Origin of the sequence: Planococcus chinensis, assembly GCF_020071995.1 — a bacterium.
Taxonomy (GTDB): Bacteria; Bacillota; Bacilli; order Bacillales_A; family Planococcaceae; genus Planococcus; species Planococcus chinensis_A.
This window is the reverse complement of sequence record NZ_JABWTK010000005.1, coordinates 262,846-277,276: the sequence shown is the minus strand read 5'-3', so window position 1 is coordinate 277,276 and position 14,431 is coordinate 262,846. Positions and strand designations below refer to the sequence as shown.

12 protein-coding genes and 1 riboswitch are annotated in these 14,431 nt (G+C 48.5%); of the genes, 4 read left to right on the top strand and 8 right to left on the bottom strand.

Annotated elements, in window-relative coordinates; translation table 11 throughout:
- Nucleotides 1–20: 20 nt before the first annotated feature.
- Nucleotides 21–611 (bottom strand): hypothetical protein, encoded by a 591-nt coding sequence (locus HU147_RS10545; protein ID WP_224076185.1) that lies wholly within the window; start codon nucleotides 609–611, stop codon nucleotides 21–23.
- 37 nt (nucleotides 612–648) lie between these two features.
- Complete coding sequence (locus HU147_RS10540) at nucleotides 649–1,305, bottom strand: DUF4085 family protein (RefSeq protein ID WP_224076184.1); 657 nt, start codon at nucleotides 1,303–1,305, stop codon at nucleotides 649–651.
- A gap of 256 nt (nucleotides 1,306–1,561) precedes the next feature.
- Nucleotides 1,562–1,750: riboswitch (cobalamin riboswitch) on the top strand.
- Nucleotides 1,751–1,918: 168 nt separating this feature from the next.
- Between HU147_RS10540 and HU147_RS10535 the strand changes: the two genes are divergently transcribed.
- The 3 genes from HU147_RS10535 (at nucleotide 1,919) to HU147_RS10525 (ending at nucleotide 4,646) form a co-directional block, all read left to right on the top strand.
- Nucleotides 1,919–2,464, top strand: a complete 546-nt coding sequence (locus HU147_RS10535; protein ID WP_224076183.1) for a hypothetical protein — start codon at nucleotides 1,919–1,921, stop codon at nucleotides 2,462–2,464.
- Nucleotides 2,458–3,417, top strand: a complete 960-nt coding sequence (locus tag HU147_RS10530; protein WP_440137298.1) for an ABC transporter substrate-binding protein — start codon at nucleotides 2,458–2,460, stop codon at nucleotides 3,415–3,417. The genes HU147_RS10535 and HU147_RS10530 overlap by 7 nt, the downstream gene beginning before the upstream one ends.
- Nucleotides 3,418–3,617: 200 nt before the next feature.
- A complete protein-coding gene (locus HU147_RS10525; protein ID WP_224076181.1) occupies nucleotides 3,618–4,646 on the top strand; it encodes an NADP-dependent oxidoreductase in 1,029 nt (342 codons plus the stop codon).
- Between the two features lie 485 nt (nucleotides 4,647–5,131).
- Here the strand turns inward: HU147_RS10525 and HU147_RS10520 are convergent, their stop codons facing one another.
- Together HU147_RS10520 and HU147_RS10515 are read right to left on the bottom strand one after the other, a co-directional pair.
- Nucleotides 5,132–7,090, bottom strand: coding sequence for an LTA synthase family protein (locus tag HU147_RS10520; RefSeq protein ID WP_224076180.1), 1,959 nt, complete (start codon nucleotides 7,088–7,090; stop codon nucleotides 5,132–5,134).
- 399 nt (nucleotides 7,091–7,489) lie between these two features.
- Nucleotides 7,490–8,509, bottom strand: coding sequence for an SDR family oxidoreductase (locus tag HU147_RS10515; RefSeq protein WP_224076179.1), 1,020 nt, complete (start codon nucleotides 8,507–8,509; stop codon nucleotides 7,490–7,492).
- A gap of 257 nt (nucleotides 8,510–8,766) precedes the next feature.
- Between HU147_RS10515 and HU147_RS10510 the strand changes: the two genes are divergently transcribed.
- On the top strand, nucleotides 8,767–9,342 hold the full coding sequence (locus tag HU147_RS10510; protein WP_224076178.1) for a DUF4256 domain-containing protein: 576 nt from the start codon (nucleotides 8,767–8,769) through the stop codon (nucleotides 9,340–9,342).
- A 67-nt stretch (nucleotides 9,343–9,409) separates the two neighbouring features.
- On the opposite strand, the gene HU147_RS10505 is transcribed toward HU147_RS10510, so the two are convergent.
- The 4 genes from HU147_RS10505 to HU147_RS10490 are packed head-to-tail and all read right to left on the bottom strand — an operon-like array spanning nucleotide 9,410 to nucleotide 14,430.
- Nucleotides 9,410–9,580 (bottom strand): hypothetical protein, encoded by a 171-nt coding sequence (locus HU147_RS10505; RefSeq protein WP_224076177.1) that lies wholly within the window; start codon nucleotides 9,578–9,580, stop codon nucleotides 9,410–9,412.
- 5 nt (nucleotides 9,581–9,585) lie between these two features.
- On the bottom strand, nucleotides 9,586–9,882 hold the full coding sequence (locus HU147_RS10500; RefSeq protein ID WP_224076176.1) for a DinB family protein: 297 nt from the start codon (nucleotides 9,880–9,882) through the stop codon (nucleotides 9,586–9,588).
- A 50-nt stretch (nucleotides 9,883–9,932) separates the two neighbouring features.
- Complete coding sequence (locus tag HU147_RS10495) at nucleotides 9,933–10,697, bottom strand: hypothetical protein (protein ID WP_224076175.1); 765 nt, start codon at nucleotides 10,695–10,697, stop codon at nucleotides 9,933–9,935.
- A 4-nt stretch (nucleotides 10,698–10,701) separates the two neighbouring features.
- On the bottom strand, nucleotides 10,702–14,430 hold the full coding sequence (locus HU147_RS10490) for a DEAD/DEAH box helicase (RefSeq protein WP_224076174.1): 3,729 nt from the start codon (nucleotides 14,428–14,430) through the stop codon (nucleotides 10,702–10,704).
- Nucleotide 14,431 lies beyond the last annotated feature (1 nt).

Genomic DNA, 14,431 nt, shown 5'->3' with positions numbered 1-14,431 from the left:
CCGGCTTGTTTGATTTTATATTAAAGGAGTGGCTGCTTTGAAAACTTGTAAGAACCTGCAGCAACTGCAGCGATGCCCGCCAGCACCATGACAACAACCAAATACGCATTTTCTAAAGAGTAATTTATGAGCAATACGGGCACTGTGATTGCAAAAAGAACGGTATAACAGCGCTTCGCCCAACGAAAACGCAGGCGGAAGCCGATCAGCGCAAGTGCACCGGCGGCGATGAACAACATCCACATGGTAGCGATGCTTCCTGTGTCAATGCAGATCAGGATGCCAAGCAGCACCAGGCCCACTGAGCTTAACACCACATCCGGATAACGCCGGAAGAACGGAACAAGCAACAACCCGATCAACAAATTGCAGATGGCGGTTGGCAGATTTTGCAGAAAAAAGATGGAGCTGATGTCCATCAATGTAAAAGCGGTGACTAAAATTACTCCTGCACCGCCCGGCTTCAACTGCTTCCAAACAAACAAAAACAAGCCGAACCAGCCGACTGTCAATAAACCAAAAATCCATTCTGCCCCGTACCAAAGTTCGGATACCCGATACAGCAGAAAGCCGCCCAAAATAGCCGCCGCATACAAAACAAATGCTTTCATGCACCCATCTTCTTTCTCCAAAAGTCCGTACTGACTACTATCCGATTACTTCGATTTTCACACCTTGTGCGATAATTTCCACTTCAACCATGGGACTGTCGAACAGCACATGAAGTTCAAAACGGTCTTCGTTCAAATAAATCTCGTTATACAGCCACCACGCGCCGGCAAAGTTTTCCGGAATCTCCGCTTTGGTGACGCCGGTGAAAGTCAACTGGATGTCCGTAAAGTAATGGAACCCCTTGCTGCAATCGAGCTTGATGATCAAAGTTTCTTCAGCTTCTTTATCAACCGAAATCACTGTGGCATCGTGAAGGCTTTGCTCCATCAACTGGATGGCGCCTACCGGCAATTGATCTTTAATCGATTGGTAATGCTTGCTGTAATCTTCGTTGATTGTTTCAAGCCGCGCTTCGTGCTCCTGTTCCCATTGCTTCGCCATTTCACGCAACTCCTGCGGCGGAAAGCCATGGCTAATGGTGCCGTCATATATATAAGGATGGAAAGACTCCGGCAGGAATTTCAATAAGTCCTCTCGCATGTCTTCCAAATTTCGTCGGTAGTTTTCTTCGTAATCAATGCCTTCTTCTCTATAGGAAACAAGCTCTTCTTCCCATTCCTCTAACGATTCATGGTAAGCCAGATAACCTGACACCTGCATCTCGTCGTACCATTCTTTTGTAAAATACCTCATTGTGTTCCTCCTGTTTGTTCAATCAAGCAGTTTTTTCTCTATACAATAGTGTACCCCCTTCGGTACTTCGGTGGATAGTACAATTTTTAAATATGTGTTGATTATCTCATGTCACACACCCGTAGCAGCATTAAAATCTGTAATTTCTGTAAATAAAGCCGGCGATTTCTTCCAAAAAGCTATGTAAAATACTCGTCAGAAAAACAAATTGCCCATCCCCCTCCAAGAAACAGTATGCTACACTAAAGCTAAGTAAATAGTCATGCAGGGAAAAGGTGCTGATTCGTCAGCGTAACAGGGAATCCGGTGAAAATCCGGAGCTGTTTCCGCAACTGTAAGTGCGTATGAAACAAGGAATGCCACTGATCGATGAATGTCGATTGGGAAGGCCTTTGGAGTAAAATGATGCACAAGCCAGGAGACCTACCTTTTTCTGAACGTATTTTTGCTCTTCGGAAGATAAGGGGATTTACGGCAACTTTTTCTATTGGCAGCATTTTGCGGTCTGATAATAGTCTTTGTGCCACCCTTTCATTAGGGTGGCTTTTTTGTATTCTGCTGAAAGCGATACGTCTGCTGATATTTACACAACCCAAATCTTGGAGGTGAAATTGTGAAAAAAGATATCCGTTATGTCTGTTATCCGTTCATGCGGGAAAGTGCTCCAACCGTGGATTTTGAAATCCGGACCGATTCACTGACGACCCGGATCGGCGAAGCCATTGCCTTAACCGAAGACGTACCCATGGTCTATAAGGACCTGCGATACCTGCAGCCGATGGCGTACCATTTGAATGGTTCCGTCCGCGGAAAACTGGCGGTGTCGGAAGAAGACCTAGCGTTTTTGAGCGAAATGTACGATAAATACGTCGCTGAAGTGAAAGAAGAAATCAGCCATTTCGTCCTGCCGCAAGGAACACACGCCGCCACCGTCCTGCACGTATGCCGCAGCGAAGCGAAAAAGTCTGTGCGCGCCCTGCACAAGGTGAGCTTAGAGCGCGACGTACCGGAGCATCTGATGGACTATTGCGGCCTGCTTGCCAACTTATTGTTCGCGATGGCCGTATACGTCAACAAACAGCACGGCATAGCGGAAATTCCGTTCATCAGCAAATCCTATCCAACCAAACCTTCAAAGAAAAAGGAGACAACATCGTGAAAACCAAATCCATACTTTTATTCCTGACCATTCTTTTCGCTTCCCTGCTTGGCGCCTGCCAATCCCAAGAAACAGCAGACAAGACAGAAGCCGACAAAGCACCGGCTGAAGAAAAAGCAAGTGAGGCCTATACAGTCAAAGACGACCGCGGCCAGGAACTCACATTTGAACAAGCGCCGGAAACCATCGTTTCCCTCATTCCAAGCAACACCGAAATCGTCTATGCCCTTGGCGAAGGCGACAAACTGTTCGGCGCAACCGAATACGATAACTACCCGGAAGAAGCGAAGAAAGTCGAACGCGTCAGCGACTCGGTCGCTTTCAATGCCGAACGCATTTTGGAAATGAAGCCTGATGTCGTTCTTGCTTATTCTACGGGCGAAGTGGCACCTGAACTTGCCCAGTTGGAAGATGCCGATATTCCCGTGTTTGTCATCCAGTCTGCTACTTCATTTGATGAAGTATACGGAGACATCGAACAAATCGCTTCGGTTCTTGCTGCTGAAGAAAAAGGCGAAAAATTAATCAAAGATATTCAAACCCAGATCCAGGATGTGCAGGATAAGTTAGCGACAGTGGAAGAGAAAAAAGACGTGTATATGGAAATCAGCCCTTCTCCTGAAATTTACACAACCGGAAAATCGACGTTCCAGCAAGAAATCCTGAACCACGCTCAAGTGGAAAACGTCTTCGAGGATCTGGAAGGCTGGCCGAACATTTCCGAGGAAGAAGTCATCACACGCGACCCGGAAGTGATTCTGACAACCGTTTCTTATGTGGAAGATGCCATCGGCGACATCAAAGCCCGTGAAAGCTGGTCTACCGTCGAAGCCATTGAAGACGGCGATGTGTATTTCGTGGATTCAGACATTACTTCACGCCCCGGGCCGCGTATTGGCGAAGCCGTACAATTGGTTGCAGAAACCGTTTATCCGGAACTGATGGAACAATAAAATCTAGAAAACGTAGTGATGAAAGGCAAAATCCAAACCGCCAGACGGCAGTTCGGATTTTGCTTTTTATATGAAATTTCTTCCAATACCATACCAATTGGGCAACTGCAACAATATCAGCTTGCCAGGCTAAAACTTTTGATTCGCTCCACTCACAATGTTACGCTTTTTTTCGAATAGCATTAAAGGAGGAATTTTTCATGACACCAAACACGTACAAAGAAATCCATTTAATCAACCGACCGGAAGGAACGCCAACAAATGAAGATTTTGCATTTGTCGACAAAGAAGTCTCTCCCCTTGAAACCGATGAACTGTTATTAAAAACACTTTATCTGTCCGTTGACCCATATATGCGCGGCCGCATGAAAGACGTAAAATCGTACATCGCTCCTTATCAACTGAACGAAGCCATTACAGGAGGCATTTTGGCTGAAGTCATCGACTCGAAGTCCGACCGCTTCCAAAAAGGTGATATCGTGACTGGCACACTTGCTTGGGCTGAGTACAATATCGCAAAAGCCAGCGCGGTCCAAAAAGTGGATCCATCTTTAGCACCGATCACCACTCGCCTTGGTATCCTAGGTTTGACCGGCTTGACCGCTTACTTCGGACTGTTGGATATCGGCCAGCCGCAAAAAGGTGAAACTGTTGTGGTTTCTGGCGCAGCTGGAGCAGTCGGTTCTGTTGTCGGGCAGATTGCTAAACTGAAAGGTGCACGGGCAGTCGGCATCGCTGGATCTGATGAGAAAGTGGAGTACTTGATCAACGAACTTGGCTTCGATGCAGCCGTCAACTATAAAAAAGACAGCTTCAAAGAAGACTTGCAGAAAGCTTTGCCGGACGGCGTAGACGTTTACTTCGACAATGTCGGAGGACCGGTCTCTGATGCCGTCATTTGGGAACTCAACAACAAAGCACGCGTCGTGTTGTGCGGCACCATCTCTTCTTACAACACACCGGGCGAAGACATCGGCCCGCGCATCCAGTGGAAATTCATCACAACCAGCTCGATGATGAAAGGCTTCACTCTTGGTGATTACGCGCACGACTTTAAAACCGGTGCTGTGGATCTTGCCAAATGGCTGCAAGAAGGCAAACTGAAATATGAGGAAACCATCATCGAAGGTTTCGAGAAAACACCGGAAGCATTCTTCGGTTTGTTCGAAGGCAGCAACCTCGGCAAGCAGCTTGTAAAAGTCGCCGACCCGGAAATTGCGAAATTGTAATCAAACTAAATAAGTGATAAAAAAAGGCTGCATTTGAAAAAGTGCAGCCTTCTTAGACTGTAGACAAAGTGTACATGAAATGAATCGAAATGCATAAAACCAACCGGACCGGCCACTTCGCTTTCCGTGGGCTCAGCTTCAGCCTCCTCGCCGCTTTGCGTCTGCGGGGTCTTCAGCTTTCGCTGTCCCACAGGAGTCTCCGTGGCCGGACCGGTTGGCTGCGTCTCTCTTTGATTCGATTGTGAACGTGAATCGGGTTGTAGCCTAAATAGATATTCCAAAGAGGAAAAACGGCACCTCTGGATAGCCTTCCGGCGCGAGCCCGCGGAAAGCGTCCACTTGGAGTGAAATGAATAAAGGCTTCACTTGTTTCTCAACAGCCTGAGGAAGCTGCACTTGAAAAAGTCCAGTTTCCTTTCTCTACATCAAAAAAGAGGTGTCCCAGCAAACCGTCAAATCCGGTTTTCGGGACACCTCTATTTCGTTTATTCGCCTTCAACAACCGGCGGGTCTACCTGGTAGTTGTAGTCCGCTGGATCGATTGGTTCGAAGCCAGGCGGCGTGTAGAATCTCAACAAGTCGCCGTTGACCACGCGGTCGGACAACTGCAATTCATACGTGCCGTGTTCCTGCAGGTTCTCTGCAATTTCCAGTTGTTTTTCATCTTCAATCGGCAAGCCCGTTTCCGGGTTGTAGAACTGTTCACCGACTGAGTAAATTTCCGGACTCGCAAAGTCGCCATTGCGGAATGTTACCAGTTCTTCGTGTTCGGATGACAATAGGTCCGTACCGAACTGGACATTGTTTTGTGTACTAATGCCAAGCAGGTGCATCACCGTTGGCAGAAGGTCAATTTGGCCGCCGTACGTATGGTTGATGCCGCCTTCCATACCTGGTACATGGATGAACAACGGAACCCGCTGCAGCTTGGTGTTTTCAACCGGTGTGATTTCTTTTCCAAGCAATTGGCTCATGGCCGCATTGTGGTTGTCGGAAATTCCGTAATGGTCGCCGTACATGACAACCATCGTGTTGTCCGCTAAACCGGATTCTTCCAGCTGTGTGAAGAACTGCTCGATCGCTTCGTCTGCGTAGCGAGCCGTCTGGAAGTAGTTATCAACACTCGTATCCCCCGTTGCCGCTTTTTCGATCGTTGTCAATGCAGGATCGATTTTATAAGGGAAATGGTGGGCGACTGTGATAAATTTCGAATAGAACGGTTCCGGCAATGACTCTAAAAGAGGCGCCGACTGTTCGAAGAACGGCTTATCCATCACGCCGTACTCAGCCATGTCTTGGTCGGTCAAATTCGTATACGACTCGATATCAAAGAAATGGTCATAGCCGAATGATTTGTAGATTTCAGAACGGTTCCAGAACGTGCCGTTATTGCCGTGGAAGACAGCCGACGTATAGCCTTTGTCTTTCAACAAAGCAGGCGCTGCCTGGTAAGTGTTCTGGCCTTTCGTGATAAACGCTGAACCTTTCGGCAGACCGAACAACGAGTTTTCAAGCATGAACTCAGCATCCGAAGTCTTGCCTTGTGCTGTTTGGTGGAAGAAGTTATCGAAATACATCGTGTTTTCTTCGCCGATCAATGAGTTCAAGAACGGCGTCACTTCTTCCCCATTCAATTCATAATCCATCAGGAAGGTCTGGAACGATTCCAGATGCAAGTAAACGACGTTCATCCCTTCAGCTGCACCGAAATACGCTTCGTTCGGGCTCGCATAATTGGATTTCGTGTAGTTGACCACTTCTGTGCCGTCATCGCTATCAGCGAGTACGCGCTGGGAAGAAGATTTCAATGTTTCCACCGTGTCATAAAGGGCATAATTGTACATTCCCAAATATTTTACGATGTAGTTGCGGTCAAAACCGCGCGTCAATAATTCCGGACGGTCGCTTTCCGCTAAGCCTAAATTCAAGAACGAGATTGCCAATGCCATTGTAATGGCTGGAATGACGGCTTTCGTTTTGAAGTTTTTCGTTTCTTTTGGAACACGCTTTGAAAAGACAAGATAAATCAGCAGCGCCACATCCACAAAGAACAAAAGGTCTGTTGGCTGGATTAGGGTAACGATGCTGCCGCCCAAATCGCCAAAGTTCTGCGTTTGGAACAAAGTCGGCAAGGTCAGGAAATCGCTAAAGAATCGGTAATACACCGCATTCGCATATAAGAATATGGACATGACAATGTAAATGAATAGAAGCGATATGTATTTCCGTTTCCCTTTAAAGAGCAGCGACAAGCTTAATAATAGCAGCGCGGACCCGAGCGGGTTGATGAACAGCAGGAATTCCTGCAATACGCCGTCGACATCCAGTTTAAATTGAGTTTTTTGGGTCAAGTAGGTCTTCATCCACATCATGACTACTGCCAGCAGAAAAAGAGGCACAAACTTGTTAGTTATTTTTTTATTGGTTAATTTCATATTTTCCATAATACACCTTCTCATTATTGGTCTTCACAGGAATCTTTCGGACAGGGCATTAAAAAAACTTGAAGCCAGATACCTCAAGTGAGAGATTCTTACAAAGAATGACAAATTCTATTTTACTAAACAAACTACAAGAATGATAGTTTAAAGTCCCTAATTTCTTCAAAATGCGTAGAAGGGCTTACCCGCTTCTTCTCATTTAAAACTCTTATCCATGACAAATGCGCGACATCCTTCATAGGTGATAAAAGCTTTCTTAACTTCATAGGACGCACAAGCCGCCTAAATAGTTTCCAGTTTTCTTAATTTATTCATATAAACGAAAAAAGCTTCCACAGGAAAAACATCCCATAGAAATTCTTTTCGGAGTGTCCGCTTTGTTTGAGCATCATTCAAGGCAGTTTAAAGCGCCCGCTCTTTCCAATCTTCCAGCACCGCTTTTTCTTTTTCCGGATCGAGCCCTGCTTTCCGTTCCGCAACGGTGCGCGTCGCTTCCCAGGCAAGTGTGTCACGGACCGTTTCGCTTAGCGGACGGAATGCCAGTCCCGCCTGCAGCGCTTTCCGGATGTCGACTGCGAGAAACCCCGCCATGTTTTCCTCATCCGGAATCCACAGCGGCATATCCGACCAGCCCGCTACGCCGTGCCCCAACAAAAAGTGTTCATCCACCCAGACCAGCTCGGCATCGCTTCCGGCCGCCGACTTGCAGCCTTCCAAAAACTGTTCCATCGTCAGCTTCTCTTTCGGCCCTGTCGCGTTAAACGTTCCGGTTTTTTGCTCTTCCACCAGTTTCACAATCCACTTCGCCAAATCGCGGACATCAATAAACTGCACTTCCTTGTCTCTTCGCCCAGGCGCGAGCACTTCCCCGCCTTTTTTCATGCGGTTAACCCAATAATTAAAGCGGTCCGTGAAATCGTAGGGACCGACAATAAGCCCTGGACGGACAATCAGACTTCGACCCTGAAACGCAAGCTCCGCCTCCTGTTCGCATAACACCTTCAGCTCTCCGTAATGGGCGCCAATCGCTTGTGCCGCGTCCATCCCCTTCAGTTCTTCCACTTTTTCCGGTTCCAGCTTCCCGACGGCGTGGTTTTCATCAATTCCAGGTTCTTCGAGTTCGGCATAGACAGAAGCGCTGGAGATGAAGGTATAATGGTCCGCTGCATCACGAAGCAATTCCGCCGAATCTTTGACCTGCCATGGCAAATAACCGCTTGTATCAATTACCGCGTCCCACGTCCGCCCTTTTAGCGCCTCTAATTGGCCGTCCCGGTCTCCGATCAATTTCTCTGCTTCCGGGAACAGTTCCGGATCTGACTTTCCCCGGTTGAACAAGGTAACTTCATGCCCTCTCTGAAGAGCCGTTTCAGCCAAGAAACGCCCTAAAAACCGGGTGCCTCCGAGAATTAAAATCTTCATCGTATTTCCCCTTTCTTCGTTTGAACAGTTTTATACGGCACCTAGAATCCACACCTTCATCCGCGATATTTCATTTGCTGATTGCCTATAGTATTCTGCAGCGGAGGCAGACAATCCTTTTTACAGTAGAAAGGGGGAAATTTCAGTTTCTTCTATATAAAAGTGGTTGCTTAACAGATGAATTTCCGGATTTCCAGCCAAAGCAAGCGGCTTTTCTTATATACTAAAAGCATGAAGAAGAAGGAGGAGGAATTAGAGTGACAAAGACCGATCGTACGAATAAAACCCTGGCATCGGAACAGCGCGAAGAATTGCTCAATACCCTGAAAGAACGTTTCGAAAAACACATCGACCGCCACGAATTTTTGGACTGGCCTAAAATCCAGAAGAAACTGGAGGCAACTCCGGACAAACTGTGGTCGCTCCATGAAATGGAACGGACAGGCGGCGAGCCGGATGTCGTCGAGTATGACGAAACGAACGATGAATATGTGTTCTATGATTGTTCCAAAGAAAGCCCGACCGGACGGAGAAGCGTTTGCTTTGACCCGGAAGCGCTCGAATCCCGAAAGAAAAACAAACCTGAAAACAGCGCAGTCGGCATGGCAGCGGACATGGGCATTGAGTTGCTGACAGAAGAACAATACCGGAACTTCCAGAAACTCGGTGACTTCGATCTGAAAACATCAAGCTGGGTTCAGACACCTCCTGAAATACGCGACCGCGGTGGGGCCTTGTTCTGCGACTCCCGCTACGGGCAAGTCTTCCTGTACCACAACGGCGCAGATTCCTATTATGCGGCCAGAGGATTTCGTGGTTCATTGAGAGTCTAAAAAAAAGAGCTTCCAGGAGGATGTACATCTCCCTGGAAGCTCTTTTCGACTCTATAAACCCATGGCCTCATTCGAATAACTGAACGTTTGGTTCCCGCTTGAGCACATGGACCAGAATGGCGTGCAGCTGGCCGCGATGATGGAAAAAATGTGCCTGCGTATCCAGAAGCCACTCGTATCTGGAATGGGTAGCACCAAAAAAGGAAGTGGTGACTTGAAGCAAATCTTTTTCTTCCATTTCCGCTATGCTTTTTTTAGAAAAGCGTAGTTTTCAGTCAAAGTAGAACCAATGGACTCCAAATTCATTTGTGGCGCTGCTTCCTCGTAATACTGGTCCAATTCTTCCTCTGACGCTCCCAAACCGATCAGGAAATCAGCCTTGCCTATAACGGACATACGCGCCAACAATTCTCCAATCGACCATTTCTCCGCATTCGGTTTGACCAGCAAATCTTCCTCACTTAAGGTATTCATCAATTGAACGACAGATTCAACCGCCAGATCCATTTGCTGAATGATGCCTTTACAATATGGGTTCATTCTATGTCCCCTTTCTTATAAAACCATGTACTTTGTTTTGAAGTGGCAGCTTAATTGAATGCCGCTTCCCGTTCTTCCATCGCTTTGCGCCACTTCACGACTTCGCGTTCTTCGATTTGCTTGGCAAGCGTTTCGTCCCAGCTGCCTTTGAACGTATTCCAGACGCGGGCATAAAAAATGTCCTGCTTCTGGTCGTACAACTGGAATTCCAGGCACGGAACGAACACCGTCTTCTGCTCGATGCAGGCAGTGATGTCCGTGGCGATGATCTGGAAATTGTCTTCTGCCGGATATACCATTTCCTTCGCCAACAGCTTTTGCATGCGGTCTTTTTTCAGGGTGCCCCGTACTCCGTCGTAGCGGTAACGCGGCATTCTTTCTTCCGCTTCCGGATGCATGTGGTCCGACGGAAGCAAATATTCATCGTGCACAGCGCTGAAGGAAATCACGGTCGCTTCGCCTTCCATCTCTTCATCGAAAATGCCTTTTTCCAGGTAATCAAAGCCTTTCGCTGTCAGCCCATAACCGCTTTTTTGGAGTTCAATCAACCCCGCCCGCTGCATCTTCTCCATCAAGTCACGGACAAACAGCTCCTCTACCATGAGCATATCCGCGAGCGTTGCGGCTCGGCGGATCTCCGATTCCTGAAACGCAAACAGCAGCATCTTCATCAAGATATCCATTTTTAAACGCTTTACGCGGTCAAAACTCACATCGTACAGCACAACCGGCAGTTTCCAAACCCGTTCGTCGGTGATCGACACATCAGAGGCAGCAAGCAGGCTCGACCGCAATTCACTTTTCAGTTTTTCCATACGTTCAACCCCTGCTTCCCTGCACCAGCTTCAAGCCGTTTTTCCGTTTTACGGTTTCGAGTACATGCCGGTACATTTGTTTCGTTTCGTTCTTTTTCGCACGCTGCGTAAACATAGACGAACTGCCGACCAGCACCAGCAATTGCTTGGCGCGCGACAATGCTACGTTCAGGCGGCGGTAGTCTTTTGCAAAGCCGATGTCGCCGTGGCTGTTCCCGTTGTTGCGCACCATACTGAGCAGGATGACTTCCATTTCGCTTCCCTGGAAGCGGTCGACGGTTCCCGTCCGGATCGTCAAATGCGGCAAGCGCAGTTCCTGGTCGATCATGCGCTGCAGGCGTTTGACCTGCTCGCCGTAGAACGAAATGACGCCGACGCTTTTCAGTTCATCTGCGGCAATACGCCCGGCTGCTTTCGCTTCTGCCACAGCATTGTTCATTTCCACCAGCAGCGCGCTGATTTCACGCAGTTCGGCTGGATTATACAAACTTTTCCCGCCGCTCATGCGTTCTTCAAAATACGCCGGTTCGTTCGGCACATCGAGCCACATCAAGTGGTTGCTGCGTTTCACGGTGTTCGATTCCAGTAAATGATCGCGTTCCCGGTCAGAATCGAGGAGCCCGCATTGCAATTGCTTGTTCTCGCCTTTGTAGAACGGCGTGATCGTTTCCATAATGTCCGCATGCATCCGGTACTGGATAGCAAGCATCGTCTTGTTTGCTTCCGGCAGGTTTTTATACAGGCGCTCAAACAAGGACTCTTCCAACAGTTTCTCAAGTTCCCGCTTTTCTTCAAAGCCGCTGTTTTCCTTGATCATTTCCTCAAGCGTTTCTTCTAGCGTGTCGTTTCCGAGCAGTGGCGGCAATTGGTGATGGTCGCCGACAAGGATGATTTTCTTGCCTTTTAGCATCGGTAGCAGCAGCTCCGGCGGCGTCGCTTTCGACACTTCGTCGATGATGACGACGTCAAACTCGGGATAGTTGTCGATGAAATCTTTGCGCGCCGAAGCGACACACGTCGTCCCGATCACGTTGGCGTGCTTGATATACAATTTGCGGATTTCGTCCAAGTCGTGATCGTTTGCGTCTTTCAATAAATCGAGCCATTTCTTCTGGATTGTCTGCATCAAAGGAAGGTTTTTCTTTTCCTGCTTGAGCGATTCCAGATCAAATGACAGGCTCGCGATCTTTTTCGCCGTTTCTTCGTATTCTTTTTCGGGATGAGTTGTGAGAATTTCCAGCAAGGCAGCCCGTTCTTGTTCTTTCACCAAGAGACTTTCTTGTACCGTTTCCATTTCCGACTGGATTTCTGCCGTTCTGGCTTTTTGTTTTTCCAAAACAGTCGTTCCCGCTGCACGTTCTGTTTCAAGTTGGGCGATCTGTTTCTCTGCCTGTTCATAAGCTGCTCGGTCTTCTCGGAGAGCGGCCTGTTCAGCTTTTCGTTCACGGATAGCCCCTTCAATATCGGAAGGAATGTCGATAGCAATGGCGATTTCTTCACATTGCTGTTCCAGCGCTTCAAGCTCTTGCTGCTTCCGTTCCAGGTCCGCCTGCCATTTCCGGTCGAGCTCCAAATAATGCGCCTGTTGTTTAACAAGCTCGTCGCACACCGCTTTTTTCACGCCTTGGAACGCCCGCTTCGAGTCTTCGATATACGCTTCCGCCGACTTCAACTTCGCGCCTCTTCTCCATAAACTGTTTTGCCGTTTGTACAAACCGGTGAGCGCTTTTTCCAATACGCCCGGCTCATCCCGCCGCGTACTTTTCAGCACGGTTCTCAAGCGCTCCAAAAAGAAATCCATGTCGCTAGACGTAAACGATTCGGGTCTCGCCAAAGCTTGTTCTTTCAGTTCAGCCACCTGCACATGGGCACTTGTCAGCAAAGGCTCTACATAAGAAATGGCTGCCGCAAACTGCTCGTTGTAGACGCGCAGCTTTTCAAATTCGTTGATTTTTTCACGGATCACTTCGAGTTTATTGATGCCAAATGTGATGGCCGGCGTTTCTTCGATCTTTTGCTCGGCCATCACCTGCATCAAGCCGTCCACTTTTTTCACACGTTCCGTATTTACCACCAAGGCCTTCTTCTCATCGATCACTGTGGTCACTTGCTCGCGCTTGTCTAAAATAGCGGCGATGTCCCGCTTTTTAACAGCCAATTCTTCTTCGAGTTTTCGCAATAGCAAGGCATGTTGGAGCTGCTCGATCCCGTGTGAAATCCGCTTTTGCTCCTCTTGGAACCACTGCAGGTTCTTGCTTTCCACCAAAGCTTGATGGCTGAGGATGGATTCTTCTAGCTTCTGCAGTTTTTGTTCGGTTTCCAGCTGCTCCTGCACGGCTTTTTGCTTCGCGAGCTCAAACGCCGCCAGTTTGTCCTGTTCTTCAGCCAACAGCTTTTCAAGTACGCGGTGTTTGCCTTGCGCGGCTTTTTTCGTTTCCACCGCTTGCGCCAGGCTTTCAAAAACCGGCTGCAAGCCTTCGTAAGCCTGTTCAGTAGCTGTGAGTTCCCGTTCCAGTTCCGGCTCGCGGTTTTTGCGCATTTCGTACTGGGCAGTGATTTCTTTTAAGGTATTGTCTTTCCAATACTGGCCGACGTTTTCTTCGATAAACTTTTTGCCTTCTTCTTCGATGCTTTCGGTCCGGCCGACGCGCAGGATGCGGATGTCTTTATTCGCCAACAAGCGACCGAGCGCATTATCCACTGCCAAGTTTGATTGCGAGGCAACGAGCGTCTTCAATCCTTTTCTGGCATTCTGCAGGCAGATCTCCGCAATGACGGTCGTCTTTCCGGTTCCGGGAGGCCCTTGGATGACGTACAAATCTTCCGCTGCAACCGCACCGGTGACTGCCCGCTGCTGGAACTCATTCAGCCGGTTGTGGAACGGCAGCTTTCCAATCGGGTTGACCGGCTTCACCGGCGGTTTTTCTTCAAACAGCAGCCGGTCGAGGTTCGGGTTCACCGCATGGCCTTTTTCCAGATTCGTAAAACCTTGGCGCAGCCGTCTAATTTGGCTGAGCGCTGCGAAATTGCTGAAGACGACTTCTTTTTTCGGCAGTGAATGTTCTTTGTCGCGCAGCTGTTTGACGACATAGTTTTGAAGTTCGATTTCGACGATCCGGTTTGATGCCTTAAGAACCGTTCCAACGTCGCCGTCGATGCCGGCCAAACGCACACTTAAATTCTTCAGCCCTTTCCACTCCGCGTCTTTCATTTGGCAGCCGGTCAAGGTGATGCGGCTGAAATCGTGGCTGAACGCCAGTTTCGAATAGCCCGTTTTGATATCGGGAATGTCCATGCCGCGCTCCTGGATTTTCAAATAGCCTTCCCAGCTCGAAATCCGCTTTTTCACGTATTCGGATTTTTCCTTCGCCGGCGTCATGCGGTTGATCAAATTGAGGAGCGCTACCGGAGCCGGATCACGGGAGTTGTCAAAACGGATCGACTCTTCGCGCTGCCAGTTCGTCCCGAGCGCACCGTATGCTTTTCGGAGCGTCACATTCGTCACGAGCATCTGATGGTTCGCCACGACGCAGTGGAAGACGACGAGCCCATCAAGCTCTTTCTCCGTCAATCGGCTGTTCTCCGCTTTCCCGAAAATCAGCGCAACCGAAAGAGAGGCATCCGGATTAGAGGGATACCTCTCGATAAAGACGTTAAATGCGCCGTCTGCCTGGAAAACCGAGCGTTCGCTGATGCCGAACCCTCTCATCTTTTCCGTTGCAGTCTTTGTCATT

Coding starts and splice junctions, on each gene's coding strand:
- HU147_RS10500 (WP_224076176.1), bottom strand. CDS start 9,882: ATGAACCCATATTGTAAAGGCATCATTCAGCAAATGGATCTGGCGGTT.
- HU147_RS10520 (WP_224076180.1), bottom strand. CDS start 7,090: ATGGAAAATATGAAATTAACCAATAAAAAAATAACTAACAAGTTTGTG.
- HU147_RS10505 (WP_224076177.1), bottom strand. CDS start 9,580: ATGGAAGAAAAAGATTTGCTTCAAGTCACCACTTCCTTTTTTGGTGCT.
- HU147_RS10540 (WP_224076184.1), bottom strand. CDS start 1,305: ATGAGGTATTTTACAAAAGAATGGTACGACGAGATGCAGGTGTCAGGT.
- HU147_RS10525 (WP_224076181.1), top strand. CDS start 3,618: ATGACACCAAACACGTACAAAGAAATCCATTTAATCAACCGACCGGAA.
- HU147_RS10545 (WP_224076185.1), bottom strand. CDS start 611: ATGAAAGCATTTGTTTTGTATGCGGCGGCTATTTTGGGCGGCTTTCTG.
- HU147_RS10495 (WP_224076175.1), bottom strand. CDS start 10,697: ATGGAAAAACTGAAAAGTGAATTGCGGTCGAGCCTGCTTGCTGCCTCT.
- HU147_RS10490 (WP_224076174.1), bottom strand. CDS start 14,430: ATGACAAAGACTGCAACGGAAAAGATGAGAGGGTTCGGCATCAGCGAA.
- HU147_RS10515 (WP_224076179.1), bottom strand. CDS start 8,509: ATGAAGATTTTAATTCTCGGAGGCACCCGGTTTTTAGGGCGTTTCTTG.